The 25,605-nt window shown below is 68.1% G+C and carries 28 protein-coding genes and 1 tRNA gene; 15 read left to right on the forward strand and 14 right to left on the reverse strand.

Annotated features, from left to right (window positions below; translation table 11 throughout):
- Nucleotides 1-36: 36 nt before the first annotated feature.
- Nucleotides 37-774, reverse strand: a complete 738-nt coding sequence (locus ACQP1V_RS06040; protein ID WP_433419666.1) for an SDR family NAD(P)-dependent oxidoreductase — start codon at nucleotides 772-774, stop codon at nucleotides 37-39.
- A 162-nt stretch (nucleotides 775-936) separates the two neighbouring features.
- Between ACQP1V_RS06040 and mshA the strand changes: the two genes are divergently transcribed.
- The 3 genes from mshA (at nucleotide 937) to ACQP1V_RS06055 (ending at nucleotide 3,590) form a co-directional block, all read left to right on the forward strand.
- The gene (mshA, locus tag ACQP1V_RS06045) at nucleotides 937-2,220 is read left to right on the forward strand and encodes a D-inositol-3-phosphate glycosyltransferase (protein WP_387407954.1); all 1,284 of its coding nucleotides are present in this window, start codon (nucleotides 937-939) and stop codon (nucleotides 2,218-2,220) included.
- A gap of 103 nt (nucleotides 2,221-2,323) precedes the next feature.
- Nucleotides 2,324-2,821 carry a YbjN domain-containing protein gene (locus ACQP1V_RS06050; RefSeq protein ID WP_067143134.1) on the forward strand — a complete coding sequence of 166 codons (498 nt, stop codon included), beginning with the start codon at nucleotides 2,324-2,326 and terminating at the stop codon, nucleotides 2,819-2,821.
- A 25-nt stretch (nucleotides 2,822-2,846) separates the two neighbouring features.
- Nucleotides 2,847-3,590: a phosphoglyceromutase gene (locus tag ACQP1V_RS06055; protein ID WP_067143137.1), complete on the forward strand. Its 744-nt coding sequence runs from the start codon at nucleotides 2,847-2,849 to the stop codon at nucleotides 3,588-3,590.
- A 76-nt stretch (nucleotides 3,591-3,666) separates the two neighbouring features.
- Here ACQP1V_RS06055 and phoU read toward each other — a convergent pair whose 3' ends face one another.
- Nucleotides 3,667-4,320, reverse strand: coding sequence for a phosphate signaling complex protein PhoU (gene phoU / locus ACQP1V_RS06060; protein ID WP_387407956.1), 654 nt, complete (start codon nucleotides 4,318-4,320; stop codon nucleotides 3,667-3,669).
- 155 nt (nucleotides 4,321-4,475) lie between these two features.
- On the opposite strand from phoU, the gene ACQP1V_RS06065 reads away from it, so the two are divergent.
- On the forward strand, nucleotides 4,476-5,615 hold the full coding sequence (locus tag ACQP1V_RS06065; RefSeq protein ID WP_067143183.1) for a sensor histidine kinase: 1,140 nt from the start codon (nucleotides 4,476-4,478) through the stop codon (nucleotides 5,613-5,615).
- Nucleotides 5,612-6,301, forward strand: coding sequence for a response regulator (locus ACQP1V_RS06070; RefSeq protein WP_387407958.1), 690 nt, complete (start codon nucleotides 5,612-5,614; stop codon nucleotides 6,299-6,301). The genes ACQP1V_RS06065 and ACQP1V_RS06070 overlap by 4 nt, the downstream gene beginning before the upstream one ends.
- Nucleotides 6,302-6,423: 122 nt before the next feature.
- Here ACQP1V_RS06070 and ACQP1V_RS06075 read toward each other — a convergent pair whose 3' ends face one another.
- Nucleotides 6,424-7,083: a copper chaperone PCu(A)C gene (locus ACQP1V_RS06075; protein ID WP_433419670.1), complete on the reverse strand. Its 660-nt coding sequence runs from the start codon at nucleotides 7,081-7,083 to the stop codon at nucleotides 6,424-6,426.
- A gap of 256 nt (nucleotides 7,084-7,339) precedes the next feature.
- Between ACQP1V_RS06075 and ACQP1V_RS06080 the strand changes: the two genes are divergently transcribed.
- The 4 genes from ACQP1V_RS06080 to ACQP1V_RS06095 all read left to right on the forward strand — a co-directional run bounded on the left by ACQP1V_RS06080 (nucleotide 7,340) and on the right by ACQP1V_RS06095 (nucleotide 9,153).
- Nucleotides 7,340-7,822, forward strand: coding sequence for a CarD family transcriptional regulator (locus ACQP1V_RS06080; protein ID WP_030510364.1), 483 nt, complete (start codon nucleotides 7,340-7,342; stop codon nucleotides 7,820-7,822).
- A 17-nt stretch (nucleotides 7,823-7,839) separates the two neighbouring features.
- Nucleotides 7,840-8,295 (forward strand): 2-C-methyl-D-erythritol 2,4-cyclodiphosphate synthase, encoded by a 456-nt coding sequence (ispF, locus tag ACQP1V_RS06085; RefSeq protein WP_433419673.1) that lies wholly within the window; start codon nucleotides 7,840-7,842, stop codon nucleotides 8,293-8,295.
- Between the two features lie 243 nt (nucleotides 8,296-8,538).
- Entirely contained in the window at nucleotides 8,539-8,802 is a 264-nt protein-coding gene (locus ACQP1V_RS06090; RefSeq protein ID WP_067143149.1) for a GlsB/YeaQ/YmgE family stress response membrane protein, read from the forward strand.
- Nucleotides 8,803-8,883: 81 nt separating this feature from the next.
- Entirely contained in the window at nucleotides 8,884-9,153 is a 270-nt protein-coding gene (locus tag ACQP1V_RS06095; RefSeq protein ID WP_387407964.1) for a GlsB/YeaQ/YmgE family stress response membrane protein, read from the forward strand.
- 214 nt (nucleotides 9,154-9,367) lie between these two features.
- Here the strand turns inward: ACQP1V_RS06095 and ACQP1V_RS06100 are convergent, their stop codons facing one another.
- Nucleotides 9,368-10,432 (reverse strand): DUF2637 domain-containing protein, encoded by a 1,065-nt coding sequence (locus ACQP1V_RS06100; RefSeq protein WP_433419678.1) that lies wholly within the window; start codon nucleotides 10,430-10,432, stop codon nucleotides 9,368-9,370.
- A 183-nt stretch (nucleotides 10,433-10,615) separates the two neighbouring features.
- Here ACQP1V_RS06100 and ACQP1V_RS06105 point away from each other — a divergent pair, with 183 nt between their 5' ends.
- The 4 genes from ACQP1V_RS06105 to ACQP1V_RS06120 all read left to right on the forward strand — a co-directional run bounded on the left by ACQP1V_RS06105 (nucleotide 10,616) and on the right by ACQP1V_RS06120 (nucleotide 13,612).
- Nucleotides 10,616-10,996, forward strand: a complete 381-nt coding sequence (locus ACQP1V_RS06105; protein WP_067143158.1) for a PPOX class F420-dependent oxidoreductase — start codon at nucleotides 10,616-10,618, stop codon at nucleotides 10,994-10,996.
- Between the two features lie 120 nt (nucleotides 10,997-11,116).
- Nucleotides 11,117-12,511 (forward strand): cysteine--tRNA ligase, encoded by a 1,395-nt coding sequence (gene cysS / locus ACQP1V_RS06110; RefSeq protein ID WP_387407970.1) that lies wholly within the window; start codon nucleotides 11,117-11,119, stop codon nucleotides 12,509-12,511.
- Nucleotides 12,512-12,533: 22 nt separating this feature from the next.
- On the forward strand, nucleotides 12,534-13,490 hold the full coding sequence (gene rlmB, locus ACQP1V_RS06115) for a 23S rRNA (guanosine(2251)-2'-O)-methyltransferase RlmB (protein WP_433419682.1): 957 nt from the start codon (nucleotides 12,534-12,536) through the stop codon (nucleotides 13,488-13,490).
- 49 nt (nucleotides 13,491-13,539) lie between these two features.
- Nucleotides 13,540-13,612, forward strand: a tRNA-Thr gene (locus ACQP1V_RS06120).
- 59 nt (nucleotides 13,613-13,671) lie between these two features.
- On the opposite strand, the gene ACQP1V_RS06125 is transcribed toward ACQP1V_RS06120, so the two are convergent.
- From ACQP1V_RS06125 to ACQP1V_RS06165, 9 genes are all read right to left on the reverse strand, one after another.
- Nucleotides 13,672-14,886, reverse strand: a complete 1,215-nt coding sequence (locus ACQP1V_RS06125; RefSeq protein ID WP_433419685.1) for a tyrosine-type recombinase/integrase — start codon at nucleotides 14,884-14,886, stop codon at nucleotides 13,672-13,674.
- Nucleotides 14,883-15,077: a helix-turn-helix domain-containing protein gene (locus tag ACQP1V_RS06130; protein ID WP_433419688.1), complete on the reverse strand. Its 195-nt coding sequence runs from the start codon at nucleotides 15,075-15,077 to the stop codon at nucleotides 14,883-14,885. The genes ACQP1V_RS06125 and ACQP1V_RS06130 overlap by 4 nt, the downstream gene beginning before the upstream one ends.
- The gene (locus tag ACQP1V_RS06135; RefSeq protein WP_433425765.1) at nucleotides 15,074-16,651 is read right to left on the reverse strand and encodes a replication initiator; all 1,578 of its coding nucleotides are present in this window, start codon (nucleotides 16,649-16,651) and stop codon (nucleotides 15,074-15,076) included. Before ACQP1V_RS06135 ends, ACQP1V_RS06130 begins: the two co-directional genes overlap by 4 nt.
- A 38-nt stretch (nucleotides 16,652-16,689) precedes the next feature.
- Entirely contained in the window at nucleotides 16,690-16,881 is a 192-nt protein-coding gene (locus tag ACQP1V_RS06140) for a hypothetical protein (protein ID WP_433419690.1), read from the reverse strand.
- Nucleotides 16,874-18,415, reverse strand: a complete 1,542-nt coding sequence (locus ACQP1V_RS06145) for an FtsK/SpoIIIE domain-containing protein (RefSeq protein ID WP_433419693.1) — start codon at nucleotides 18,413-18,415, stop codon at nucleotides 16,874-16,876. The genes ACQP1V_RS06140 and ACQP1V_RS06145 overlap by 8 nt, the downstream gene beginning before the upstream one ends.
- Before the next feature lie 91 nt (nucleotides 18,416-18,506).
- Nucleotides 18,507-18,827: a hypothetical protein gene (locus tag ACQP1V_RS06150; protein ID WP_433419696.1), complete on the reverse strand. Its 321-nt coding sequence runs from the start codon at nucleotides 18,825-18,827 to the stop codon at nucleotides 18,507-18,509.
- Complete coding sequence (locus ACQP1V_RS06155; protein ID WP_433419699.1) at nucleotides 18,827-19,240, reverse strand: plasmid replication, integration and excision activator; 414 nt, start codon at nucleotides 19,238-19,240, stop codon at nucleotides 18,827-18,829. The genes ACQP1V_RS06150 and ACQP1V_RS06155 overlap by 1 nt, the downstream gene beginning before the upstream one ends.
- Before the next feature lie 1,043 nt (nucleotides 19,241-20,283).
- Nucleotides 20,284-20,976 (reverse strand): GntR family transcriptional regulator, encoded by a 693-nt coding sequence (locus tag ACQP1V_RS06160; RefSeq protein WP_433419702.1) that lies wholly within the window; start codon nucleotides 20,974-20,976, stop codon nucleotides 20,284-20,286.
- Nucleotides 20,977-21,272: 296 nt separating this feature from the next.
- Nucleotides 21,273-21,557, reverse strand: coding sequence for a hypothetical protein (locus ACQP1V_RS06165; RefSeq protein WP_433419705.1), 285 nt, complete (start codon nucleotides 21,555-21,557; stop codon nucleotides 21,273-21,275).
- A gap of 416 nt (nucleotides 21,558-21,973) precedes the next feature.
- On the opposite strand from ACQP1V_RS06165, the gene ACQP1V_RS06170 reads away from it, so the two are divergent.
- Complete coding sequence (locus ACQP1V_RS06170) at nucleotides 21,974-23,197, forward strand: XRE family transcriptional regulator (RefSeq protein WP_433419708.1); 1,224 nt, start codon at nucleotides 21,974-21,976, stop codon at nucleotides 23,195-23,197.
- 183 nt (nucleotides 23,198-23,380) lie between these two features.
- Here ACQP1V_RS06170 and ACQP1V_RS06175 read toward each other — a convergent pair whose 3' ends face one another.
- Nucleotides 23,381-23,638, reverse strand: coding sequence for a hypothetical protein (locus ACQP1V_RS06175; RefSeq protein WP_433419711.1), 258 nt, complete (start codon nucleotides 23,636-23,638; stop codon nucleotides 23,381-23,383).
- A gap of 980 nt (nucleotides 23,639-24,618) precedes the next feature.
- Here ACQP1V_RS06175 and ACQP1V_RS06180 point away from each other — a divergent pair.
- Nucleotides 24,619-25,155, forward strand: coding sequence for a hypothetical protein (locus ACQP1V_RS06180; RefSeq protein WP_433419714.1), 537 nt, complete (start codon nucleotides 24,619-24,621; stop codon nucleotides 25,153-25,155).
- The last annotated feature ends 450 nt before the right edge of the window (nucleotides 25,156-25,605 follow it).

Raw genomic sequence — 25,605 nt, forward strand, 5'->3', positions numbered from 1 at the left:
TCTCAGCCGCCATGCGGGCGCTCTCCGGACCGCGCGTCAGACCCGGTGGACCTTGTGCTGGGCGGCCTGGGCGCGCGGCCGGATCACCAGACGGTCGATGTTCACGTGCGCGGGGCGGGTGACCGCGAAGGAGATCACGTCGGCCACGTCGTCGGCGGTGAGCGGGCCGGGCACGCCCTCGTAGACCTTGGCGGCCTTCTCCGCGTCGCCGCGGAACCGCGTGAGCGAGAACTCCTCGGTCTGCACCATGCCGGGCGCGATCTCGACGATGCGGACCGGCTCGCCGCACAGCTCCAGCCGCAGCGTCTCGGTCATCGACGTCTGGGCGTGCTTGGCCGCGCAGTATCCACCGCCGCCCTCGTACGAGACCAGGCCGGCGACCGACGTGAGCATGACCAGCACGCCGTCCCCGGACGCGATCAGCTTGGGCAGCAGGGCGCGCGTCATGCGCAGCGAGCCGAGCACGTTGACGTCGTACATGCGCTGCCAGTCGTCCACCCGGGACGAGGCCACCGGTTCGAGGCCGAGCGCGCCGCCCGCGTTGTTGACCAGGACGTCGCACCGCTCCAGTTCGGCGGCGAAGGCGTCGACGGATTCCTGCGAAGTTACGTCGAGCATCGCCGGTCGGATGCCCGGAACCTCGGCGGCCAGCGCGTCGAGCCGCTCGCGCCGCCGGGCCGCGGCCACGACGTCGAAGCCCTCCGCCGCGAGCCGCCGGGCCGTCGCCGCCCCGATGCCGCTGCTGGCCCCGGTCACCACCACCGTCTTCGCCATCGCTTCGCTCCCAACAGGTTTCCAACCTCGGCTGCTCGCCCCGGTCTCTGGACCACGGGCCGGGTTCATATCTTTCCAGGAGCTCTGCAAGGCTGCGGAACCGCATGATTCGGGAATCTTGCCGGGTTTCTTGCGGTTATTAGCCTTCTGGAGGTGGTTCGGGTGGCGCTGAGTCGGCGTCGGGTCAACCGGGTGGCGACCATCAGCATGCACACGTCGCCGCTGGACCAGCCCGGCACGGGCGACGCCGGCGGCATGAATGTGTATGTCGTCGAGGTGGCCAAACGGCTGGCCGCCCTCGGCGTCGAGGTCGAGATCTTCACCCGGCAGACGGCCCGGGATCTGCCGCCGACCGCCGAGATCGCCCCCGGCGTCTCCGTACGGCACGTCACCGCCGGGCCGTACGAGGAGCTGGACCGGGGCGACCTGCCCGCCCAGCTCTGTGGCTTCCTGTCCGGCGTCCTGCGCACCGAGGCGATGTACGAGCCCGGCCGCTATGACGTCATCCATTCGCATTACTGGCTTTCCGGTCAGGTGGGCTGGCTCGCCAAGGAGCGCTGGGGCATCCCGCTCGTCCACACCATGCACACCATGGCCAAGGTGAAGAACCTGCTGCTCGCCGAAGGTGACCGGCCCGAGCCCACCGTGCGCGTGCTCGGGGAGGAGCAGGTCGTCGACGTGGCCGACAGCCTGGTCGCCAACACCGCCGACGAGGCGCGCGAGCTGATCGAGCTCTACGACGCGCCCGAGGAGCGGGTGGCCGTCGTCAACCCCGGCGTGAACCTGACCGTCTTCCAGCCCGCGTCCAAGGGGGCGGCCCGGCACCGCCTCGGCCTCCCGCAGGACGCCCACGTGCTGCTCTTCGTGGGCCGGATCCAGCCGCTGAAGGGGCCCGACGTCCTTATGAAAGCGGTCGCCCGGATGCTGGAGCGGGATCCGTCCCTGCGCTCCCGGCTCGTCGTGGCCTTCGTGGGCGGCCCCAGCGGCAACGGCCTGGCCCGCCCCTCCCTGCTCACGGAGCTGTCCGCGGAGCTCGGCATCACCGACGTCGTACGGCTCGCGCCGCCCGCGCCGCAGCACGAGCTGGCCGACTGGTACCGGGCGGCGGACGTGACCGTCGTCCCCTCCCACAACGAGTCCTTCGGGCTGGTCGCCCTGGAGTCCCAGGCGTGCGGCACCCCCGTCGTCGCCGCCGCCGTCGGCGGCCTGCGCACCGCCGTCAGGGACGGCGTCTCCGGCGTCCTCGTGGACGGGCACGACCCCCGCGAGTGGGAGGTGGCGCTGCGCGGCCTCCTCGGCCGGCCCGACTGGCTCGACTACCTCTCCGCCAACGCCGTACGGCACGCGGCGGCCTTCGGCTGGTCGGCCACGGCCGCCCGGCTCGTGGACGTGTACACGGGAGCGATGGCCCGGTTGCCCGGCGTCCCGGTCGCCGTCAACTCCTGAGCCCCGGCGGGCTCGGCCTAATCTGGGAAAAACCGGCGGCGCCGGGGTTCGCGCCCCGGACGGCGGGGCAGGGGAGCACGGCCCCGCCCGGCGAGGAGGAGACATGAGTGATCTGGAAGGCGTGATCGAGGACGCGCTGAAGGCCGCCGACCTCGCCTACGAGCGGCCGCGCCCCGGGGCGTTCCTGGTCAGGCTGCCCGGACAACACAAGCTCGCCACCATGACCTGGCTCGCCCTCGGCGACCAGGCGCTCAACGTGGAGGCGTTCTTCTGCCGGCAGCCGGACGAGAACCACGCCGAGTTCTACCGGTGGCTGCTGACCAAGAACGGCTCCATGTACGGCGTCCACTTCGCGCTCGACGCCGAGGGCGACGTCTACCTCGTCGGCCGGGTGCCCTTCGACGCGGTGACCGAGGCCGAGATCGACCGGGTGCTCGGCTGCGTGCTCACCTACTCCGACGAGTCCTTCGACCGGGCGCTCGAACTCGGGTTCGCCTCCTCCATCCGCAGGGAGTGGGAGTGGCGGGTCAAGAGGGGCGAATCCCTCGCCAACCTGCAGGCCTTCGCCCGGTTCGCCGATCCGGCGAGGAACCCCGCATAAGCCGTACAGACTAAGCTTTCTGCCCATGGCGACTTTGGTGCTGCTTCGGCATGGCGAGAGCGAGTGGAACGTCAAGGGCCTGTTCACCGGGTGGGTGGATGTCACGCTCTCCCCGGCGGGCGAGGAGGAGGCGCGGCGCGGCGGGCAGCTCCTGCTCGACGCCGGCGTCCGCCCCGACGTGGTCCACACTTCGCTCCTGACCCGGGCGATCAGGACGGCCAACCTGGCGCAGGAGGTGGCCGACCTGCTGTGGCTGCCCGTTCACCGCTCCTGGCGGCTGAACGAGCGTCACTACGGCGCGCTCCAGGGCAAGGACAAGGCCCAGACCCGCGCCGAGTTCGGCGACGAGCAGTTCATGCTGTGGCGCCGCTCCTACGACACCCCGCCGCCGCCGATCGCCGACGGCGACGAGTACTCGCAGGCCGGAGACCCGCGGTACGCCCTGCTCCCGCCGGAGCTCATGCCGAAGACCGAGTGCCTCAAGGACGTCGTCGACCGGATGCTGCCGTACTGGTACGACCACATCGTGCCCGACCTCGCCGCGGACCGGACCGTCCTGGTCGTCGCGCACGGCAACTCGCTGCGCGCCCTGGTCAAGCACCTCGACGGCATCGACGACGCGTCGATCGCCAAGCTCAACATCCCGACCGGCATCCCGCTGCGCTACGAGCTGGACGAGAACTTCCGCCCGCTGAACCCGGGCGGCGACTACCTCGACCCGAACGCCGCCGCGGCCGCCATCGAGGCCGTGGCCAACCAGGGCCGCTGACAGCCCTACGAGGGACGGACGCGAGAAGACGGCGCGGCAGGGGAGGCTCCCGCCGCGCCGTCGGCATTTCCACGGGTCACTCGGCGTCGGGGTACCGCGAGCCGGTGACGAGGTAGACGACGTCCCGCGCCACGCTGACGGCGTGGTCGGCGTACCGCTCGTAGTAGCGGCCGACGAGGGTGATGTCGATCGCCGACTCGATGCCGTGCGACCACCCCTTGTCCAGCAGTACGCGGAAGAGCCGGCGGTGCAGCCGGTCCATGGCGTCGTCGTCGCTCTCCAGCTCCTTGGCCATCTCGACGTCACGCGAGACGATGCAGCTGCCGGTCTTGACGATCAGTCGTTCGGCGATCGCGCCCATCTCAACGAAGGTGTCGCGCAGCTCGGCCGGGATCGCCGACTCGGGGTGACGCATCCGGGCCACCTTCGCGATGTGCTCGGCGTGGTCGCCCATGCGTTCCAGGTTGGAGGCCATGCGCAGCGCGGTGATCACGGTGCGCAGGTCGACGGCCACCGGCTGCTGGGTGGCCATCACCTCGTAGATGGAGGTCTCGATCTCGGCGTAGAGGCGGTTGACCTCTTCGTCCCGGGAGATCACGCTCTCCGCGAGCTGGAGATCGGCGTCCAGCAGTGCGGTGGTGCTCCGCGAAACGGCGGAGCGGACGAGCCGGGTCATCTCCACCAAGCGGTCGGTAAGGGCTTCCAGCTCATCGTGGTAGGCGTCGCGCATGCCGATCACGCTACGCGGCGTTTCGTGAACGAACTTCGACCGTCAGGTGAACTTTTCCGGAAAAGCCATGGTCACGGCCCAAGAGGGAGGATATCCCCTTGGAACCGCCACCTACATTGGGAACCGTGAACGAGTTGCTGGCCAGCCTGGCGGCGATGGCGGGGTTCATCCTGGGTGCCGTCGTCATGCTGGCGATCAGCCGCCAGTCCGAGCACGAGCAGCGCGCCGACGTCCCCGACGACATGTTGTCGTCCGGCGTGGCCTCGGTCCTCGCGGTGCTCCCCTCGTCGGCGGTCGTACTGGACCGGGATGACAGGGTGCTGCGCGCGAGCTCCGCGGCGCGCGCCTTCGGCCTGGTGCGCGGTGAATCCCTCATGGCCGCCGAACTGCTCGCCCTGGCGCGGAAGGTCCGCAGGGACGGCGAGATCCGCGAGAGCGAGATCGAGACCGCGGGGCGCAGGTTCGGCCAGGAGTCGACCACCTTCGCAGTACGGGTGGCCCCGCTCGGCTCGCACGGGCAGGTGCTCGTCCTGGCCGAGGACCAGACCGAGAGCCGCCGGGTCGAGGCGGTCAGGCGCGACTTCGTGGCCAACGTCAGCCACGAGCTCAAGACGCCGGTCGGCGCGCTGAGCCTGCTCGCCGAGACCATCCAGGACGCGGCCGACGACCCCGAGGCGGTGACCCGCTTCGCGGGCCGCATGCAGCACGAGGCGGCGCGGCTGACCTACCTGGTGCAGGACCTGATCACCCTCTCCCGGATCCAGGGTGCCGACCCCATCCCGACGCCGGACGCGGTGGCCGTCGACGACGTCGTCCACGAGGCGATCGACCGCTGCAACACCAAGGCGTCGGCCAAGAACATCACGCTCGTCGCGGGCGGCCGCGAGGGCCTGCGCACCTGGGGCGACGAGGACCTGCTGGTCACCGCCCTGCACAACCTCATCGACAACGCCGTGGCCTACAGCCCCGAGCACACCCGGGTCGTGGTCAGCGTCCGGCCCGTGGGCGACTCGGTCGAGGTGAGCGTCAGCGACCAGGGCATCGGCATCCCCGAGTTCGCCCAGGAGCGCATCTTCGAGCGCTTCTTCCGCGTGGACACCGCCCGGTCGCGGGCGACGGGGGGCACCGGCCTCGGGCTCGCCATCGTCAAGCACGTCGCCGCCGCCCACAGCGGCGAGGTCACGGTCTGGAGCAAGGAAGGCTCCGGATCCACCTTCACCCTCCGCCTTCCCGCGTTCGGCGGCACGGCGGGGGTGCCAGCAAGCACAACGACCCCCATGGAGGCCGCGAAGTGACCCGAGTACTCGTCGTGGAGGACGAGGAGTCGTTCTCGGACGCCCTCTCCTACATGCTCCGCAAGGAAGGCTTCGAGGTGGCCGTGGCGGCCACCGGGCCCGAGGCGCTGGACGCCTTCGACCGCAACGGCGCCGACCTCGTCCTGCTCGACCTGATGCTTCCCGGCCTGCCGGGCACGGAAGTGTGCCGTACGCTCCGGCAGCGCTCCAAGGTCCCCGTCATCATGCTGACCGCCAAGGACAGCGAGATCGACAAGGTGGTGGGCCTCGAACTGGGCGCGGACGACTACGTCACCAAGCCGTTCTCCTCGCGGGAGCTGGTGGCCCGCATCCGCGCCGTGCTCCGCCGGCAGGGTGACGTGGAGGAGCTGGAGTCCGCCGTGCTCGCGGTCGGCCCGGTCCGGATGGACGTCGACCGGCACGTCGTCGCCGTCCGCGGGCAGCACGTGCAGCTCCCGCTCAAGGAGTTCGAGCTGCTCGAGGTGCTGCTGCGCAACGCCGGGCGGGTCCTCACCCGGGGCCAGCTCATCGACCGGGTCTGGGGCGCGGACTACGTGGGCGACACCAAGACGCTGGACGTTCACGTCAAGCGGCTGCGGGCCAAGGTCGAGTCCGACCCCTCCAACCCGCGCTGCATCCTCACCGTGCGCGGCCTGGGCTACAAGTTCGACCCGGCGGAAGCCTGACCCGCGGCCGAGAGGCCGGAAAACCCCTTGTCCCCGCACGGCCGTGCCGTACAGGGACAAGGGGTTTTCCGTCTGTCCGGTCTGTCCGTGAGCGCTGTGCGCGCCGGGACAGGGGCGTGGGATCAGCCCGTGGTGGTCGTGTCGGTGTCGGTGGCTCCGGTGTCGGTGCCCGTGGTCCCGGTGTCCGCGCCGGTCGTGGTGTCGGTGGTGCCGCCCGCGGTGGTGTCCGTCGCCGGCGGCTGCGAGTTGTCCGAGGCCGGCGGCAGCGTGGCGAACTCACGGCTGCGCGGGATGACCGGGACGTTCATCGTGACGTCGCCCGCGTTCTTGAACTTGAGCGTCAGCTTCACGGTCTCGCCGCCGAGCAGCTTCTGCTTGAGCCCCTCGACGGTGGTGTTCGAGGACTTCGCCAGCGTGTCGGGCGAGAGCTGGAACGCGTTGGGGATCCGCACGGACGTCGCCTGCCCGTCGTCGGGGACGATCGCGGTGAGGGCGTCGGCGGCGGGGTTGGTGTTCACCATGGTGAGGTACAGCGGCGCGGAGCCGCCCGCCGCGATCTGAGCGCCGGCCTCGGGGCCCAGGATGAACGCCTGGCTGATCTTGACGCCGTTGTGGCCGTACTCACTGTCCACGCCGGTGCCGCTGATGTGGACGCCCGCCTCGGTCGGTGCGTACGGAACGTTGACGTTGGCGTCGAACCCGGCGCCGCACGCGGCCAACGCAGGAGCGACGGCGAGAAGCGCGGCAACGGCGATCGCCCTGCGGCGGCTGGTGCTGCTCACGGTTCGAATCTCCTTGGTATGCACGTATTTGAGCAGGAAACACCATATCCGCGTCCCGCCGTGGTCGCGGACGCGGCCTCCTGGCAGCGGGCCCGGTTTTGCAGGTCATCCGGTATGTCCGGCTTTGCCATTCACAGAGTCGACTGCTTGTCAAGTCCTAAAATGAGGGCTTGACCTGCAGTTATGTTGATTTCACTGTTCCGGGAGCATGGCGGCGCGTGGTACTCTGGAGTACAGCGGAAGGGGTACTTGTCACATGACTTTCCAGGTCGGCGACACTGTCGTCTACCCCCACCATGGGGCTGCTCGGATCGAGGCCATCACGACCCGAACCATCAAGGGTGAGGAAAAGACCTACCTGGTGCTGAAGGTCGACAAAGGCGACCTCACCGTCCAGGTGCCAGCCGAAAACGCCGAGCTTGTCGGTGTGCGTGATGTCGTCGGCCAGGAAGGCCTTGAGCGCGTCTTCGACGTGCTGCGCATGCCGCACACGGAGGAGCCCACGAACTGGTCCCGCCGCTACAAGGCCAACCTGGAGAAGCTGGCGTCCGGTGACGTCAACAAGGTGGCCGAGGTCGTTCGCGACCTGTGGCGACGCGACAAGGAGCGCGGGCTCTCCGCTGGAGAGAAGCGGATGCTCGCGAAGGCTCGGCAGATCCTGGTCAGCGAGCTGGCGCTGGCGGAGAAGACCAACGAGGACAAGGCCGAGGCGCTGCTGGACGAGGTGCTGAACTCCTGAACGCGATATCTCCAAGGGTGGGCATCGGTGTCGATGTCCACCCTTTCACATCCGGTCGTTCCCTCCACCTCGCCGGGCTGCACTGGCCGGGTGAGACCGGCCTCGCCGGGCACTCCGACGGGGACGCCGCGGCGCACGCGTGCTGTGACGCCCTCCTCTCGGCCGCCGGCCTCGGCGATCTCGGCGGCCTCTTCGGCACCGCCGACCCCCGCTGGGCCGGAGCCTCCGGCGCCGTTCTGCTGGAGGAGGCGGCCCGCCAGGTGAGGGCCGCCGGCTTCCAGATCGGCAACGTGGCGGTCCAGGTCATCGGCAACCGGCCCAAGCTCGCGCCGCGCCGTACGGAGGCGGAGAAGGCCCTGGGGGCCGCTCTGGGGGCTCCGGTGAGCGTGAGCGCCACCACGACGGACGGGCTGGGGCTCACCGGGCGCGGTGAGGGCGTCGCGGCCATCGCGACCGCGATCGTCTTCGGCTGAGACGCACCGGCCGGCCCTGCTGCCGCCCCGGCCCTGCGTAGGCCTCGTCCCGACAGAAGGGGCAACACCGATCTAAGGGGACATGCAAACCCGTACGGGGGCGAGAGCGTCTTATTCAGCGCGAGGGCGGCGACCCGGAATCCAGGCGCGGAAAGGGTTGCCGCCCCATTTTTGATGATTTGTCGGCTAGCCGGGTAAAACCCCGTCGAACGTGAAAAACGTCACTTCGACGGGGGGCCGGCAATGATCGGAGCGATTCTCGGTGCCATCATCATCGGCATCATCATCGGGGCACTCGCACGGCTGATACTTCCGGGCCGCCAGAACATCAGCATCGGACTCACGATCATCGTCGGCGTCGTGGCCGCGCTGATCGGCTCGCTGATCGCGAGCGTCCTCGGCGTGGCGGACACCCGGGGCATCGACTGGGTGGAGCACCTCATCCAGTTGCTCCTCGCCATCGTCGGCGTGTACGCGGTCACCCGGCTTAGGGGGCGTAGCGAGTAATGGCGCCAAGGTAAAGGAATATCTCGGAGACGATGGGTAGTGATCTCCCTTGACGGTGTTCACCCTCAAGGGAGGTCGATCATGACCATCGAATCCATTCTCGGGGCCATCGTGATCGGAGCGGTGATCGGCGCCCTGGGGCGCCTGCTCCTCCCCGGCAGGCAGCCGATCGGCTGGATCCTCACCATCGTCGTCGGCATCGTCGCGGCCCTCGTCGGCACCGCCATCGCCCAGGTCCTCGGCGTCGCGACCACACCGGGCATCGACTGGATCGAGCTGGTCATGCAGGTCGTGCTCGCGGTCATCGGTGTGGGCGTCGTCGCCGGCATCCGCGGTCGAAGCGGCGGCTGAGTCGTCTCCGTGCCTCAGCCGTCTCCGTGCCTGAGTCGTCGGCGTCTGAGTTGTCCGCGTCTGAGACGTCTTTGTGTCTGAGCCGACCCGGGGGAGGCGCCTTACCGTGCCCGGCCACCGACGCCCTTCACCCGCGGCCGTCCCCGAGTAGCGGTAGGCCCGCTCGGCCTCGTACGAAGAGCCGGGCGGGCCTACTCATGTCTTCAGACGCCGGTCACTCCGGCGGGAGCGGGGTGCTGCGCATGTGGCGGGAGGGCGGATCCGACGGCATCGGTTCGTCCCCGGCCTCCCCTGCCGTGCCGTACGAGCGGCCGGCCTGCCGGGTCTCCTCGTCGTCGGCGGCGTCGGACTCGTGAGCCGGGTCGGGGACGTCGGAGAATACGCGGAGCGGCTGGGTGTCGACATCCGCCTCCGTGCCCCGCGCCTCGTCGGGAACGTCCTGAGCCGCCTGCTCAGGCTGCTCGGGCTGCTCGAGGGTCTCCTCCGGGGGTTCGGGGGTGTCCTCCGGGGTGGTGAGCGGGAGCGGATGGACGAGGACGTCGCCGGCGTGCGGCCGGACGAGATCGCCCCAGCGAAGGGGCCGGTTGGGCCGGTCGCCCGCCGGCTCCGCCTCCGTGGCGTCCGCGGCCTGAGGGGCCGGCTCGTCATCCTGAGAGGCTCCGGCGGCCTCCTGCCGCACGGGTGCGTCCGTCTCGGGCGTCTGGCCGGTCGCCGGGGCGGCCGGCGGCTCGGCGGGCTCCTGCCGTACGGGCTCGGGCTCGGGGGCGGTCGGCTCCGGCCGCGGTGCGGGAGGTTCCGGGGCGGGCGCGACCGCCTCGACCGGACGCGGCCGATCGTCGCCCGCGAAGGGGACGATCTCGGCGGCGTCCGTCGCCGGGTCGCGCTCGGACCAGTACGCCTGAGCCTGCTTGGCGAGGAGCAGCAGCAGCCAGAGCCCGATGCTCAACATGACCCAGGGGAGCAGCGCCACGACGATGGCGGCCGGCCTCGGGTCGGGGGTCGCGCCGGTGGCGGTCGCCGCGGTCGCCGTCGCGGCGGCGGCCATCAGCAGGACCAGGATGACCCCGGCCTGCACGCGCAGGATCAGCCGGCCGGTGCGGACCAGCGGGACGCTGATCAGCGCGACGGCCAGCAGCGCGTCGAAGGCGGCCGGATAGAAGTACGCGAAACGTGGCTCCGCCTGACCGGCCAGCGCCAGAGCGCGCATGTCGTCGAAGGAGAGCACGCAGGCCGCCGTGGCCAGCAGGGCGACAGCGAGCGCCGCGATGACGACGGCCACGCGGCGGAGCGCGAGCGGAAGCCCGGGGGAAGGGGACCCGGGCGGGCGGGAGGCCGCGCCTGCCGCCGAGGGGGGAGAGGCATCCATGGCGTTTCGAGCCTACAGAATGGGAGCACGCGCGCCGATCTCGGACGACAAGTAACGTGATCGGCATATCCCGCATAAGGATGACCGGAGGATGCGATGTTGCCTGACGGCGTGCGCGAGCTTTTCGACGGAAAGAACTTCGCGACGGTCGTGAGTCTCAACCCCGATGGGGCGCCGCAGGCGTCGGTCGTGTGGGTCAGGACCGACGGCGACGACATCCTCTTCTCCACGGTCAAGGGGCGTCGCAAGCACCGGAACTTCGAGCGCGACCCCCGGGTCACGATCGTGGTGATCGACCCGGCGAACCCGTACAGGTACGTCGAGGTCAGAGGCGTGGCGGAGATGGAGGACGACCGGTCGGGCGCGTTGATCGAGGAGCTGTCCCTCAAGTACGCCGGAAGGCCCTGGGAGGAGCCGCACCCGGAAAGCGAACGGGTGATCGTCCACATAAAGCCACAAAAGGTATATCTCCGCTGAGTGTTTTCCGGGGTCATGTCCGGTGCCGTGTGTTGCGAGGGAGACGCCGGTTCTCTCTGGTGGGCCACACCGTCCCGTAAGTAGGCCTGTGGTGCGGCGTGAGGCATTAGCCTTGCCTTCGTGAGCCTGAACCTCTACGACACCAGCACGCGTACGGTCCGCGATTTCGTACCGGTCGAGCCCGGCCGGGTCTCGATGTATCTGTGTGGTGCGACCGTCCAGGCTCCGCCGCACATCGGTCACATCCGGTCGGGCCTCAACTTCGACGTGCTCCGGCGGTGGCTGACCCGTCTGGGCTACGACGTCACGTTCTGCCGCAACGTCACGGACCTCGACGACAAGATCATCCGAGTGTCCGCCGAGGAAGGCGTCCCCTGGTTCGTCGTGGCCGAGCGCAACCAGCGCGCCTTCACCTGGGCGTACGACCAGCTCGGATGCCTGCCGCCGACCGTCGAGCCGCGGGCCATGGGCCACGTCCCCGAGATGGTCGAGCTGATGCGCCGGCTCATCGACAAGGGGCACGCCTACGCCGCGGGCGGCGACGTCTACTTCGACGTGGTGTCCTACGCCGACCGATACGGCAAGCTCTCCAACCAGAAGCTGGAGAACATGCGGGCGGCGGGCGACACCGACACCGACTCGCTCAAGCGCGACCCGCGCGACTTCGCCCTGTGGAAGGGCGCCAAGCCGGGCGAGCCGACGTGGCCCACGCCGTGGGGACGCGGGCGGCCGGGCTGGCACCTGGAGTGCTCGGCCATGGCCACGAAGTACCTCGGCGGCACGTTCGACATCCACGGCGGCGGGGTCGACCTGATCTTCCCGCACCACGAGAACGAGATCGCCCAGTCGCAGGCCGCGGGCGACGGCTTCGCCCGCTACTGGCTGCACAACGGCATGCTCAAGCTCGGTGGCGAGAAGATGAGCAAGTCGCTGGGCAACTCGCTGCTCATCCCGGACATGCTGCGCAAGGTTCGGGCGGTCGAGCTGCGGTACTACCTGGTCGCGGCGCACTACCGCTCGGAGATGGACTACTCCGAGGAGGCGTTGCTGGAGGCGGCCGCCGGATACCGGCGCATCGAAGGCTTCGTCACCCGGGCCGCCGAGGTGATCCACGATGTGGACGCCGTGGCCCCGCTGCCCGAGGCGTTCGCGGACGCGATGAGCGACGACCTCAACGTGCCGCAGGCGCTCGCCGTGATCCACGAGGTCGTCCGCGAGGGCAACGTCGCGCTGGCCCAGGGCAACAAGGAGCAGGTCGCGCGGCTGCTGGCCGAGACACAGAACATGCTCGACGTGCTCGGCCTCGACCCGCGTTCGGAGCAGTGGCGCGGCACCGGGGACTCCGGGCTGCGCGAGGTGGTGGACGCCCTGGTCGCGGTCGCCCTGGAGCAGCGCCAGGCGGCGCGGGCACGCAAGGACTACGCCGCGGCCGACGCCATCCGCGAGCAGCTCGCCGCCGCCGGCGTGGTGGTCGAGGACACCCCCCAGGGGCCACGCTGGGAGTTGGCACGCTAGCGGTGCCCCTACCCTAGAGACCATGGCGGGAAAGGCTTCAGGGAAGCCCTCACGGAAGCAGGGGTCCACCAGGGGAACTGGCGGCAAGGGCCGCAGTTCGCTCGCGGGCAGGGGCGCGACGCCCCCGGCCCACATGCGCCACTGGTTCAAGGACAAGGCGCGTGCCGAGCGGATAGAGCGCGAGGCCGCCGGCGTGGCGCGGCCCGCTCGCGCGCAGTCCAAGGCGCGCCGCGAGGACGCGCCGGAGGTCATCGGCGGCCGTAACCCGGTCGTCGAGGCGCTGCGGGCAGGTGTGCCCGCGAACGCCCTCTACGTCGCCCAGCGCATCGAGAGCGACGACCGCGTCCGCGAGGCCATCAAGATCGCCGCCGGCCGCGGCATCGCGCTGCTGGAGGTCTCGCGCGAGAAGCTCGACCGGCTGACCGAGGGCAACGTCCACCAGGGGATCGGGCTGCAGATCCCGCCGTACGAATACGCCCACCCGTCCGACCTGGTGGAGCGGGCGCAGGACGCCGCCGAGGTGCCGCTGATCGTCGCCCTCGACGGGGTGACCGACCCGCGTAACCTCGGCGCCATCGCTCGGTCCGCCACCGCGTTCGGGGCGCACGGCCTGCTCGTGCCGTCACGCCGTTCCGCCGGCGTCACGGCCGGGGCGTGGAAGACGTCGGCGGGCACGCTGGCCAACCTGCCCGTCGCCCGCGCGGCCAACCTCACCCAGACGCTCCAGGCGTACCGTGAGAGCGGCCTGTTCGTCATCGGCCTGGACGGCGGGGCGACCGTCGACGTCGGAGACGTCGAGCTGGCGACCGAACCGCTCGTCGTGGTCGTCGGCTCCGAGGGCAAGGGGCTGTCCCGCCTGGTCCGCGAGTCGTGTGACCAGGTCGTACGCATCCCCATGAACGCCGCCGCCGAGTCGCTCAACGCGGGCGTCGCGGCCGGCATCGCCCTCTACGAGGTCGCCCGCCTTCGTCGTCGGTGAAACGTCGGTGACGGTACGGCCTCCGGCCCACTAAACTCGTGGGCGGCACGCCGCCTTAGCTCAATCGGCAGAGCATCTGTCTTGTAAACAGAAGGTCTGGGGTTCGATTCCCCAAGGCGGCTCGGATGTGGAAGGCCCCTGACCAGCGGTTTCGCGGTCAGGGGCCTTGTGCTTTTGAAGGTCATCCGGTCTCTTCGCTGTCTTCGGGAGCCACCCTGGGAGCCACCCGCTTCCGTTTCCCCAGCAGAGCGCCGGAAATGGCTTCGGTCGCCGCCCGCCGGTCGCCCTCCATGAGATGGCCGTAGATGTCCTTGGTGATCGCGATGCTGGCGTGCCCGAGGACTTCCGAGACCACATGCAACGGAGTCCCCTGGGCGAGCATGATCGAGGCTCCGGAGTGGCGAAGCTCGTGCGGATGCCAGTGGCCCAGGCCCGCGCTCTTCGTCAGGCGCGAGAAGACGTGAGAGAAGTTGTCCGGATCGGACGGACGCCCCGACGAGGTGGGGAAGATCAGGCCGTGTTCGATCCATGCGTCGCCGGCCTTCAACCGCGCGGTGTTGTGCTTGGCACGGTGCGCTTTAAGCGCGTCGACCAGTTCGCGGGTCAGGGCCAGCGTTCGACGCGATTTCGGCGTTTTGACCTCGCTAATTACGATCTTCGTCTTGGTCTCGGCGTCCGCAGCGCGGTTCTTGAGGCGCTTCACTGAATGGGTGATCCGAAGAGTCCTCGCCTCCGGGTCGAAGGTGTCCCACATCAACCCCAGTGCTTCCCCACGCCGCAGCCCGAAGACGAGCGAGAGGACGACCACCAGGCCCAGGCGGTGCTCTGCGACGGCGTCGAGGAGCGTGTGTGCCTGATCGATCGTGAGCGTACGGCCCTCCGCCTGGCGGATACGCGGAGGAAGGGAAAGTGCCGCGACGTTACGTACGATCAGCCCCTCACGCTCTGCTTGGCTCAGCGCTTTGCGGAGCACTGCGCGCATGTTGCGGATGCTGTTGCCCTTGTAGCCCTTCTCTCGCTTGGCCTGCCACAGCGCGTCCACCTGAGCGACCGTGAGACCGGTCAGCTTGTGCCGTCCAAGAGCGGGCTTGAGGTGCAGCCGGACAGTGTCCTCGTAATCATCCAAGGTGGAGTCCGCGACGTGCCCAGGAAGGTTGGTCAGCCAGCGATCGAGGAACGCGCCCACCGTAAGCTTGTCGTCGGGCACGGGAAGGCCCTTGGCAAGCATCTCTTTGAGCTTGCGAACCTTCTCCACCACTTCGGCCCGCGTCTTCCCGGACACCTTCTTGCGAGTGCGCTTCCCGTCTGGGCCATAGCCGAGCGAGACGGCACCGCGCCACCGGTCACCGTCTTTGTATATCGAATCCTCGTTCTGACCGCGTTTCTTCGTGCTCATGCTGCTTCCTCCTCTTCCAGGTGTGCGACGAACTCGGCGAGGGCAGTTGCCGAAACTCTGCGGAGACCTCCAATGCGGACCGAACGCAGAGCGCCCGAGCGGATCAGCTCGTAGACCTTGGTCCGGCCTATGCCGAGGAGTTCCGCCGCCCTCTCCGGCCGGAGGAGCAGGGGAGAAAGATCACCTGTCACGCTGCCTCCTCTCTGATTGCCGAAAGATCTTGTCCGTCTGCTGGGGCTTGGAGTTGGTTCATGTGGTTGCGCCATCGCTGGCGTTCGTGGACCGAGCGCAGGAGCCGGACGCCGATGGGGTCGAGGCCCGGGTCACCGGGTCTGACCGGTCGCCAGACGTACCGGTGGGGATCGACCGGCTCGTCTGGCAGGCCGAGGGCTTCCAGGACCCAGGTACGGCGGTCGTGCTTGTGTTCGGTCAGGGTCTTGTTCGACCACTTCCGGGAGACCAGGACTCGCCGTCCGGCGTAGCCGAGGTGTTCGGGCTTGTGTGCCTTGCCCCGGCACCGGCCCGGGGTCATGCCCGGCTTAGCGTTCTTGGGCTGGATGCCGTAGCGGAGCCAGTTCGGGCAGGTCGGCGAGCACGGCTCATATCGGAGGGCCGCGCCGAGGCGTTCGGCGTGGAGCCGCTGACCCTCGTCGTCCGGGTTGATGGCGTCGCCTATGGACTTGGTCAGGTACTTGGACAGGTAGCGGATGCAGGCGTCCGCGTCGGTGGTCCCGGCGAGGACGCCTTGGATGTCGAGCTGCGGGCCGAAGCGGAGGACGTGTAGGGGTTCGGCGTCGTCGTCCTGGTCGAGCTGGTCGAGCGCTTCATCCCAGGTGGGCAGGACTTCACCGGTTTCGGGGTCGAGGTAGCCGACGCCGTCATCCCAGACGGGCAGGTGGTCTCCCTTGAAGACGACTTGATCGACGGACGGCCACCACACTTGGTGGTAGGTGGCCGCGGCTATCTGCTTGATCTCCGCGCGTGGCAGGTGGCCCCGGACGGCCATGTGCAGGTGCGGCGCGAGCCGCTTTTGCGGTTCGACGGTCGCGAAGTACTGGACGTCGAACCCGGCGACGCGGCGGAGGTTCTGCACGAAGCGGTCCACGAGTTTGGAGAAGTGCAGCGCGTCCCGAGCCGCCCGCCCATAGTCGTACGTGCTCGGGTCGACGGGCGTGCCGTTCTTCCTGACCCGCCCGTACGACGGGAGCGTGAGCGTGATGAACATCGACGGCCGGAAGGTCTTGCCGTCCGCACTGGTGAAGGTCCGCCCGAGCGTCGTGGCGCTCATAGTCCGCTTGGGCAGGTCCGGGGCGTCCTGCCGTCGCCTTGTCGAGCGAGACCGCTTCCCGGTGGTCCGGCCGAGGACATCGCCGCGCATCCCGGCCCGGTTGATCTCATCGTCCAGGTCGCCTATCGCCGTGTCCAGGTCGGTGGTGTCCTCGCCGGCCTTTTCCGCCTCATCCCGCCACGCCTGGGCGTCGGCTCGGAGTTCGACGAGGTAGCGCTGATAGTCGTCGGCCTCGTCGGGCGTGTTGACCGGCTCGTGGTCGAGGTGCCAGCCCTCCCGGCACTGGGCCATGCGGAGCTGCCGGTTCCGCTTCGCGCACGGAGGGCACTTGCTTTCGAGCGTGGCCCCGCACGGCACGTCAACGGTTTCGACCTTGCCCGTGTAGGTGTCGAGCCGCCGCAGGGCGATGGGGCGGATGCACACGCCGTACTGCTTGGCGATCTCTTCGACGACCTCGCGGGCGAGCGGTTGAGCCATCCGCACCGCCCGAGGGGTCGCCCTGTCGCTGCTGTTGGTCACCGGTCACCCCCACAGGCGTCTAGGCCGTCGAGGGAGTCGCAGCCGTTGAGAGACTCCGGTAGGACGGACGCCTTCTCACCGCACTCGCGGCACTCGACCACGCCCCGCATTGGGTACAGCCACAGCGCGTTGGACGTGCTGCAGGCCGCGCAGGTCAATTCGTCGAGCAGGTGGGAAATCTCAACCATTGGCCCGCGCCCCCTCACACGCTGCCGATGCAGCCCCCGCGGCAGGAGCGGAGCGAGCCCCGAAGTCGGTGACCGGCGGGGAGTCCGAACGCTGCACCGGAATGTCAGGCGTGGTGTCCGTGGGCGCCGCGTAGTCGGCGACCATGGCGCGGATGTCGTCATCGGAGACGTACGCGGCCCGGACCCGCACCGGGTCGGGGGAGGTTTCCAGCCGGACGTATCCGATCCCGGCCCCGAGATCGGGAACCGGTGAGATGTGGTCCGCGAGCGCGCCGCGATCACGAGCACCGTCGCCGAGGACCATGTCAACCTGCTCAGACTCATCCAGCCGGAGCGCGATCTTGTCGGGGAATAGGTTGCGGATGTTCATGACCTCCTTGCGCGGGTCCTGAAGTGCGGCCATGACCCCGACGCCGACCGCTCGCCCCTGGGTCGTCAGGGTCGCGAGGGCGGCCGTGATCCGCAGCTTCAGGCCCTTGTCGGACTGGTAGGCGGTCAGGAACGCGACCTCGTCGACGAGCACCAGGACGAACGGATCCGCCGTCGTCGGGGTGTGGTTGCGTTGGAGGCCGCCGAACCGGTCCGCCCGTTCCTGCATCACCGACACGGCCGCCTCAAGCAGGTCGGCGCAGTCAGCAGGGTCAGCGGCGTACCGGTCGCCGAACAGGGCGCGGCCGAAGGACAGTTCCATCCGCTTGGGGTCGAGTGCCCAGATCTCGACGAGGCCCGCGCGCATCGCGGGAAGGAGGCCGCGGATCGTGCCCCACAGGTAGGAGCCCTTGCCGGCCCCGGTCGCTCCCGCGATCAACACGTGGGTGCCGTGGACCTTGAGCCGCAGCGGACGGCCGTCCTCACACGCCCCGATCTCGACCGGCCCGACCGACGCCACGTCCGGGATTGGGACGGCGGGAAGCGGTACGGCGAGCGGGTCGCGACGCGGGAAGGTCAGCACGAGGCGACCGGCGCGAGCGACGGAGACGCGGCAGGCACGGGAGCCGAAGCCGTGGGCGAGGTGCTCGGCCCGGTCGGTCCAGTCCTTGACCGCCTGACCGTTGAGCATCTTCACGGTGACGCGGTCGGCCCAGCCGTCGCAGTGCACCTTGAGTAGGTGGGGTAGGTAGTCCCGGCCTCGTAAGTGCCGCCCGAGACCGGAGACGATCATCACGGGTTGCCAGTGACGGCGGTAGACCCACACCAGCCGCCACCAGGCGAGCAGCCGCCAGCCGACCAGCCGCAGGAACGAGGCCCGGCCCAGCAGCGCCCAAGACAGGCCAGCCAAGGCGACAAGGCCGACGAGCACCGAGGCCAGGCGCCAACCGTACGCAATGGTGACTGCGACGGGCGCGAGCGCGACGGCCGAGGCGATCGGGTGCCGCCACACCAGCCGGACCAAGCCCGCAACGAGCCGCGACAGCCAGATCACGATCGTGACGAACGCGGGAGTGCGGACGACGGCCGGACGGAAGACGACAGCGGTGTCAGGGGTGGTGGAGACGAGGTTGCGTGCCTCGTCTCCGGGGAGCTTGCGCAGCATTAGGCTTGGTTTCCTCTCTCAAGCATTCGCGTGTGTGGGAGATCTGAGGGGCCGCCGGAAGTTGCCGCTTCCAGCGGCCCCGCTTGCATGTTCAGGCCGCCGAACCGTCGCAGGCCGGAGCGCCGGAGTTGGCCGACTGCTCGTGGTGCAGGCGCTCGCAGTCGGCCAGGTAGCGCGTGGCGGCTTGGTGGATCTGCCGGGCGATGTCGAGGTCAGCGGTGGTGACCGGCCCGGCCGCCGTGGTGGAGACGGTGACCGTGACGGTGTTGCTGCTGATGTCGAGGTAGGGCCGCCCCGTGGTGAGCGCCGAGGCCCGCACCCGCAGTTCCGGGGAGTGGAACGAGACCCCGAGATAGGTGGGGCCGCCCGGGCTGAGCGACATCGTGACGTAGGTGTACGGGTCGCGCTCCATCAGGCCGCCGCCTCCTTACCGGCGCCGGTCTTGCCGGTGCGGATGGGACGCATCTCGCGGACCCGGATGGAGTAGGCGAGCCGGTTGGTGTTGCTGTTGACGTACGGCGTGACGCTGACCCCGTCGAACTCGACCGGCGTGAACGGCACCCCCGGCACAGCGGCCGGCGGAACCGGCTGGACGGCTGACAGGATCTTGACTGCCACCGTCTTCTGCGCGGGCTTGAGCGTTGGGTCGGCGTCCATGACGGCGACCTGCCAGACGGGCTCACCTGTCTGCTTGTCGCGGGCCTGGACGAACCGGCCGTTGGTCGAGGCGTCGAAGTCCTTGACCGGTTCGACCTCGCCGACGACGTAGCAGCCGTGCGGGAACACCATGTCGAACGTGACCGGGATGGGTCCTTGCAGAGCCATGTGAGATATTCCCTCTCTCGACTGACAGGCACTTAACCTGTCAACTGCTTCGAGAGTAGGTCGCTGAACTTGGTAGGTCAAGTGCCCAGGGGTGAAAGAGATGGAGTTCCAGATTCAGTGCTGATCGACCCAGGCGACACAAATCGATACCGATACGCGCGCAGTGTGGCCGAAATGATCAACCTTAGTGACAATCAAGCCATGACAGGCAAAGCCTCACGCAGAGCAAGTGTCGTCGCCCTGTTGATCATCTGGCCTGGCCCATGGCTTGCCTGTTGAGGGTGCGACAAAGGTGTCGCAATTGTGCAACATATCGCCCGGACCGAGAGTCGGGATAAATGGAGGGAAAGATGGTCGCCAAAGGCTACAGGTCCAGCCTCGCCGTTAAATGGGTCTCCGCTCTCAGCCTCGCGTTGATACCTATCGTCGGTGGCTTCCTGTACGACTTTGGCTCGTGGACTCCTGGCGGATTGGTGGCGGGATGGTGCTGGACTATTACGGGGGCGCCGGAATGTATTAACACACTCCAGCCGCTGATTCGTGTCGAGTCGGTAGTGTCTTCTGTGATGAGCCTTGGCGTTTCTCCGACACTCTTCTTTCCGTTTGTTTTATTAGTGAGAGTGCTAACGCCGCGCACGCTCCGTATTGTTCGATGGATCTTTGGCCTATGGTTCATCGGCTGGTCAGCAATTGGGGTGATCGCACTTGTCGACCCAAATCGGGACGTTACCCCCGACTTCAGTCCATTTCTGGTTACGATTACGACGGTTTGCTACCTGGCAGCAGGAGCGCTTGTATTGATGGGGAAGACAGATTCGTAGCCATACACCCCAGGGGTGCATTGCTGTAATAGCTCGATCTTTCATGATCTCCATTTGGTCGGCTGAGCGGTCCGCATGGAATTCTTGCCGACCCCGGAAACATTCGGGCACGCCACCACACCGACGTGGAGCCCGGCGAGCCGCTGCGTAAAGACGGAGCGGCGGTTACACCGACTGTCCCGGCGGATAGACAGACTCGCGTCCGCTCACCGGGACGGCAGCTCAACCGATCGGGTAGGCGTCTTCCAGCTCGTGCCGGTCGGCGGGAAGCAGCACGTTCACCACGAGATGGGCACGGCCGGAGGCATCACGCACGGCCGCGTAGACGTCCAGGACCGGCGTGTTCTTGGGCATGCCGAGCCGTTTGGCCTCATCCGTTGCGGGCATGCGTGCGGTGATCTGCTCGATGATGTGGTCGAACCGCGCGCCCTTACGCGCCTGAAGGTGGTCCCGGATGCTGTCGGGCAGCGCGTCGGCGCTGGTCAGGTCCGTCCCCTCCGACAACTCCAGGGGCAGCCAGAACGAGACGATCTCAGACGGCTCACCGTCGCGGACGACAAGGCGGCGGCGCAGGAACGCCCGGCTCTTGGCCGGCAGATCGAGCAGCGCGGCGACCCGGTTCGGAACGGCCTGCGCGCCCGCTTCCAGCAGCTCGCCAGGAGAAGCGGTCTCAGGGTTGGTCAGGTAGGCGTGACCGGGGCGCGGCTGTTCGGCCAGGGCGAGCGCGGGACGGCCCCGCACGAAACGGCCCTTGCCCTGCTGCGACTCGATCCAGCCCTGTTCCCGCAGCACCCGCAACGCGGCAACAACAGTGGGCCGGGACACGCCGAACTCGTGGATCAACTGGTTCTCACTGGGGAGCAGCGTCCCCGGCGGGTAGTCTCCCGCTTCAATACGCCGCTGAAGCGTCTGCACAAGTTGCGCATACTTCGGAGGCACGGACTCTAGCGACATCACGACCGTCCAGCAGCCGACAGGTTGTTTTACCAAGTTTGAGCCTAACCCGGCTCCGGATTTCTGTCACCCCATACCCGGCAACCCACTACGGGCCGGGAGAGGTGACCAGGGGTGGAACGGCAGGGCCACGAACGGGGACCGGGGGGCGTGGCTGTCCGTGACCCTGCCGAAGGCGCGACGAGACTGGGGCGATGGACACCACCGACGCCCGCCCACCCCCGGCCGGGCACTCCCGTCATCTCGCCGCGCCAGCTCTACCGGCTGACGTACTCCGCCAGCACCTTCGCCGCTCCCGGAGCGTCGTTCACCGGGTGCCGCTTCTCGGCGTACTGCCAGGAGAAGTACGCACCGCCGTACCCGACGAACACCCACACCGGCAGCCCCCTCCCGCCGGGAGGGTGGACCATGAGTGCGGTGTTGTTGTCCCGCAACTCGGTATGGATGCTCAACTGGGTCAACTCGTGGCGGAGCCGGAGAAGCTTGCGCTCCTCGTCCGTGCGGTTCATGTAGGCCACCGCCATGACATCAATGGGGTTCATGTTCCGTTCCCTTCGGCCCGGCCGCTTCCGAGGCAGTCGAGACACACCCGCTCCCCACCCGATTCCTGATCTGCATTGGTTCCGCCGATGAGGAGCGCCCGGCGCGCGTGGCGCTCCTTGCTGCCACGTCCCCGACACGAAGGACAGGGCCGTGCCTCGCTGTTCTCGTCTGGCCGGGTCACCGTCGCCATCTCCTCGTTCATCCGGCGTTCCCTCTGTCTGGGAGGCCGCTTGACGTACCGTGGTTGCTTGATGGCAAGTCCACCGGCAATGCGAGCGCGACAGGACCCCCGAAGATCCCCCTGATACCCCCCTCTTAAGGCCCCCCGACGGGAGGAAAGCCCGAGATGCCCGACAGCATCCCGAACGTCCAACTCCGCGCCTGGCGCAACTCCCACCAGCTCACCCGCGCCGAGATGGCCGACCGGATCAACCAGACACGCGTGGGCATCGCCGAAGGGCTCGCCGTCGACGAGGAACGCATCAGGAGATGGGAAGCCGGGGAGGTCTCCTGGCCCCGCACCCCGTTCCGGCTCGCTCTCACCCAGGCCACCGGCTTGGAGCCGGAAGATCTCGGCTTCTCCCCGAATCGGCGAAGCGCGGGCAGCCGTCTGATCGAGGCGCAGATCATGCCCGTGGACGCGCTACGGGCCGAGGCCGAGCTGTACGGCACGATGGAACTCGCCCAGCAGCTCCAGGCGTCCGATGTCGGGAACGGGACGCTGGAGGCTCTGGCCGAGGCCGTCGATCTGCTCTGTCGTGCCTACCCTGTCGTCCCTGCCGCCACGTTGCGCGACCGTACGCAGAAGCGCTTGGCACAGGTGACGCGGCTGTTATCGGGGCGGATCACGCTCGACCAACACCGCGAACTCTTGGTCATCACGGGATGGCTGACCGCGCTACTCGGATGCGTCCACTACGACTTGGGCGAGCGCGAAGAAGCTGAGACTGCCCGACAGGCCGCGTTCGAGATGGGGCGTCAGGTCGGACACGGCGAACTCATGGGCTGGGCACACGAGATGTCCGCATGGTTCGCCCTCGTCGAAGGCCGCTATGAAGACGTGGTCACCGCCGCCCGCATGGGCCAGGTCGCCGCCGGCCAATCCAGCGCCATGGTCCAACTCACCTTGCAAGAAGCCCGCGGATTGGCCCGCATCGGCGACCGCCGCGAAGCCGACAAGGCACTTTCACGCGGAGCCGACATCCTCGCCAAGCTCCCCATCCCCGAGAACCCGGACCATCACTTCGTGTTCGACCACGCCAAGTGGGTCTTCTACGCCGCCACCTGCTACACCTGGCTCGGCGACGACGACCGAGCCGAAGAACACGCCCTTGAGACGATCCAGATGCACACCCGCCCGGACGGAACATCGAACGCCCCAATGCGGGTAGCCGACGCACACATCGACCTCGGCATCGTCCACGCCCGACGCGGCAACCTGGACGCCGCAGTCGAACAAGGCATGGCCGCATTCGACATCGAACGCCGATCCCTCACCGACCTCGTCAACCGAGCCGGAGACCTCGACCGCGCCCTCCGCCAGAAATACCGCCGCGAGGCTCTGGCCGGGGAGTTCCACGACCGCTACCTGACCGCCCGGCGCGCACTGACCTCGCAACGCCCGGAACTGCTCGATTGACACTGCCGAATTGCGCTCATAGGGATCAAGGGCGGCGCTCCGCGCCGCCTCGCGGCCCTGCGCCCGCTCGGCGGCCGGGCATGCGGCCTGGGGGCCGGTCCCGGCCGCCAGCAGCTCGGGCCGCCCGCCGCACGTCCACCGCGCCGCACTCAACGCTCGCCGACCGAGTTGCCACGCCGCCGCTCACACTCGATCGCCCGGACGAGTGGTCCCAGCAGCTCCACTCCTCTGCTCCTTCAAGAGCCCGATATAGCCGAGCGCAATTCCCGCCGAGCCGAGAACGAGCCCCGCCTGTACCACCATCGAAGCCGCCTGAAGCGCCCCGCTGGGAAGCGTCACAATCCCCGTCCCGTCCTTCACACTCCACAGCAGGAACAGCCCGGCGACCAGCACGAGCTGTTGAACGCTCATCACAACGAGAGCAACCACCCTGATCACCATGCGGAGATTCTCGTCTCGCCCTATCCGACAAACAAGAGCGAGCCTCCAGCGGGGGCCTCGGCTCCGGGATGATCGCCAGGAGCACGAGCCGGAGTTCGTAGCTGGCTGAGGTGGAAGCCTGATCGTCCCGTCCGCCGCGACCCAGGCAAGCCCAGCAGACCAGCTCCTACGGCTCAAGCCCGTCTGTGACCATTGGCCGTCCGATGATCGAGGAACGGCGACCGGCTGGCGTACACGCGAAGACGGGCTTGCCCCTCCGGCGCCGGCCCGCTGCCGCTTCGCGGTGGGTCGAGGCAGACGGGAAGATCAGTCAGGCCGAGGTGTGCGCGGGCGCGCATTTCAAGATCCGGCACATACGCGGAACGCCGCACGGGGAAGATGATCGAGACAGCACCCAGCCGCAGGTCAGAAGCCCACTCCCCCAACAAGATCAATTCCACTCATAATCCGTAGCTTCAGAGCTCAAGTTCCTAGCGCAGTAACTTCCCGTCACCGCGGGTTACCATCGCGGGATGAGACACGATGTTGGGCGGCTTCCTGATGGGTGGACCTTGGCGCGTGTCGCCGAAATGGCCATGGCTGACTCGGCCGAGTTGTTGCCTCTCGATACTCCAGTGTTTCTCGATGATCTAGATGGCCGAGAGAGAATCCCAGTCTCATTGATCATCCAGGTCGGAGGGTACTGTCTGGCACGTGACGCCCGAGACGGTGAGTACCTCATGGGCGAGATGGATGATTCGGAGTCCGTCTCCTGTTGGTCTTTCTACGGAGGCGAACTAGCAGAGGCATTGAGGGCGCTCTAGCCGCCGAGTTGCATTCCTGGTTGCAGTTCCAGGTGATCCAGGACGGTTCAGATCGGATTACGTGCGGGCTCTGACCTGCATTGAACTGTGCGGAACTACGGCAAGCCGATCTTTTAATTCGCATGTAGGACGATAGAGGCACTCTACCGCTCACATTCATCCAGGACCGCTGAGATCATGGACATCATGCTCTCGCTTAAGATGAACGATGCTGCGGTCCAGATGCTGGGAGTGCTGAATGGGCTGGCGGCGATCGAGCCGCCGGGCGGCCTGGCATCGGGTCTTCTGGAACGCGCGGAGCGCGGCATTGTCCGCCGTGGGAAGGTTTTGACCTGGGCCACCTCGGTTGAAGGAGTTGAAGGCGCACCCTCGTTCTGCAACGACCTCACCGCCTGGGAGTGCGCCGACAGTTCTTTCCACCTGGAGGACTTCGTCCCGGTCGAGGTTGCCACCGTCAACGGCGCGCCGATGATCAGTGAGGATGACCAGCGGATCCTGCTCCTTCACGGTGTCGCATTCGCGCTGAAGTTTTCCCAACTTGTGTACGCCCTCGACCCGCCCAGCCCGGTGCGTTGCATCATCGGCGCGAACGAGACCAACGCCACGTTCAGATTCCACGCGATTCGTCCGGGGGAGCACTGGAACGCCCCCGACCTGGACAGCTACCGATTTGACAAGATGATCGTGGTGGATGTCGAACCGACCAACGGCTGACGGGGGTCGGGCTTTGACTGGCATCGACTCCAGTCCAGAGAAGCTCCGTGGAAAGGTTCAGGCGCTCACCAAGCGATATGTGGACGGGCTTGCTGGAGGATCACCACGAGGAGTACTGCCAGCTCGCCTGGCGGCTTCTGGGAGCCACCTTGGGAGCCACTCGGACGGACGATCATGAACTGAGCCGTACGGACCTGAACAGCCGGAGTCCCGACAAGCAGCACGGCGAACGGTTCCGAACGACCTTGGAGATCGTTTGGGTGCCTTGTAAACAGAAGGTCTGGGGTTCGATTCCCCAAGGCGGCTCCAGCTCAGAGGCCCTCTCCGCTGTGGAGAGGGCCTCTCTTGCTAACGGCTCTGCTAACAGCGGCAGCCTTTCGGGCGATGCCAAGAAACCAGTGGCAGGTCAGCCTCGGAAGGATCTAGCCTGGAGGGCTTTGTTGGTTCCGG

The organism is Microtetraspora malaysiensis (assembly GCF_050947145.1).
Taxonomy (GTDB): Bacteria; Actinomycetota; Actinomycetes; order Streptosporangiales; family Streptosporangiaceae; genus Microtetraspora_A; species Microtetraspora_A malaysiensis.

Bases quoted from the DNA above. Each gene is read 5' to 3' on its own strand.
- ACQP1V_RS06040 (WP_433419666.1), bottom strand. From the start codon at position 774: ATGGCGAAGACGGTGGTGGTGACCGGGGCCAGCAGCGGCATCGGGGCG.
- ACQP1V_RS06050 (WP_067143134.1), top strand. From the start codon at position 2,324: ATGAGTGATCTGGAAGGCGTGATCGAGGACGCGCTGAAGGCCGCCGAC.
- ACQP1V_RS06055 (WP_067143137.1), top strand. From the start codon at position 2,847: ATGGCGACTTTGGTGCTGCTTCGGCATGGCGAGAGCGAGTGGAACGTC.
- phoU (WP_387407956.1), bottom strand. From the start codon at position 4,320: ATGCGCGACGCCTACCACGATGAGCTGGAAGCCCTTACCGACCGCTTG.
- ACQP1V_RS06065 (WP_067143183.1), top strand. From the start codon at position 4,476: ATGGCGGGGTTCATCCTGGGTGCCGTCGTCATGCTGGCGATCAGCCGC.
- ACQP1V_RS06080 (WP_030510364.1), top strand. From the start codon at position 7,340: ATGACTTTCCAGGTCGGCGACACTGTCGTCTACCCCCACCATGGGGCT.
- ACQP1V_RS06090 (WP_067143149.1), top strand. From the start codon at position 8,539: ATGATCGGAGCGATTCTCGGTGCCATCATCATCGGCATCATCATCGGG.
- ACQP1V_RS06095 (WP_387407964.1), top strand. From the start codon at position 8,884: ATGACCATCGAATCCATTCTCGGGGCCATCGTGATCGGAGCGGTGATC.
- ACQP1V_RS06105 (WP_067143158.1), top strand. From the start codon at position 10,616: ATGTTGCCTGACGGCGTGCGCGAGCTTTTCGACGGAAAGAACTTCGCG.
- rlmB (WP_433419682.1), top strand. From the start codon at position 12,534: ATGGCGGGAAAGGCTTCAGGGAAGCCCTCACGGAAGCAGGGGTCCACC.
- ACQP1V_RS06125 (WP_433419685.1), bottom strand. From the start codon at position 14,886: ATGAGCACGAAGAAACGCGGTCAGAACGAGGATTCGATATACAAAGAC.
- ACQP1V_RS06135 (WP_433425765.1), bottom strand. From the start codon at position 16,651: ATGGCTCAACCGCTCGCCCGCGAGGTCGTCGAAGAGATCGCCAAGCAG.
- ACQP1V_RS06140 (WP_433419690.1), bottom strand. From the start codon at position 16,881: ATGGTTGAGATTTCCCACCTGCTCGACGAATTGACCTGCGCGGCCTGC.
- ACQP1V_RS06145 (WP_433419693.1), bottom strand. From the start codon at position 18,415: ATGCTGCGCAAGCTCCCCGGAGACGAGGCACGCAACCTCGTCTCCACC.
- ACQP1V_RS06150 (WP_433419696.1), bottom strand. From the start codon at position 18,827: ATGGAGCGCGACCCGTACACCTACGTCACGATGTCGCTCAGCCCGGGC.
- ACQP1V_RS06155 (WP_433419699.1), bottom strand. From the start codon at position 19,240: ATGGCTCTGCAAGGACCCATCCCGGTCACGTTCGACATGGTGTTCCCG.
- ACQP1V_RS06165 (WP_433419705.1), bottom strand. From the start codon at position 21,557: ATGAACCCCATTGATGTCATGGCGGTGGCCTACATGAACCGCACGGAC.
- ACQP1V_RS06170 (WP_433419708.1), top strand. From the start codon at position 21,974: ATGGCCGACCGGATCAACCAGACACGCGTGGGCATCGCCGAAGGGCTC.
- ACQP1V_RS06175 (WP_433419711.1), bottom strand. From the start codon at position 23,638: ATGGTGATCAGGGTGGTTGCTCTCGTTGTGATGAGCGTTCAACAGCTC.
- ACQP1V_RS06180 (WP_433419714.1), top strand. From the start codon at position 24,619: ATGGACATCATGCTCTCGCTTAAGATGAACGATGCTGCGGTCCAGATG.